A 499-nucleotide genomic window follows, 5' to 3' on the forward strand; every position below is an offset into this window, starting at 1 on the left:
GTACGCATTACCCATTCGCCGAGATCGATAATCAGGCCGGAATACTCGGCAATCGGAATAAAGCGGTCGGGCGAGATGAACTTGCCGTCCGGCGTCTGCCAGCGCAGCAGCGCCTCGGCGCCCACTGGCCGGCGCGTGGCCAGGTCGATCTGCGGCTGGTACACCACAAACAGCTGGTTCTGGCCAAACGCCGTGCGCAGCGCGTGCATCATGCGCACCCGTTCGCGGATCTCCACGCCCATCGAGCGCGAGAAGTAGAAGTGGCCGGCGCGCTGCTGCGATTTGGCGCGTTTCAGGGCGATGTCGGCATCTTTCAACGCATCGGCGCCGCTACCTTCGTGTTCGTTCAGGCGCACCAGGCCCAGTGTGGCGGACAGCTGCACATCCTGGCCGTCGATGCTGAAGGCGCGCTGGAATAGCGCCAGGATGTTGGCCGGATTGACCTGGGCCGAATCGCCCAGCACGCAGAAGATGTCGCCGCCGATGCGGGCTACGGTCA

Annotated in this window: 1 protein-coding gene; it reads right to left on the reverse strand. The window is 64.3% G+C overall.

Annotated elements, in window-relative coordinates; translation table 11 throughout:
* Positions 1 to 499, reverse strand: a 499-nt coding sequence (locus tag V3391_RS17525; RefSeq protein WP_332079743.1) for an EAL domain-containing protein, incomplete at both ends; no start/stop codon positions are given.

This window comes from Luteimonas flava, assembly GCF_036584485.1.
GTDB classification, from domain to species: domain Bacteria; phylum Pseudomonadota; class Gammaproteobacteria; order Xanthomonadales; family Xanthomonadaceae; genus Luteimonas; species Luteimonas flava.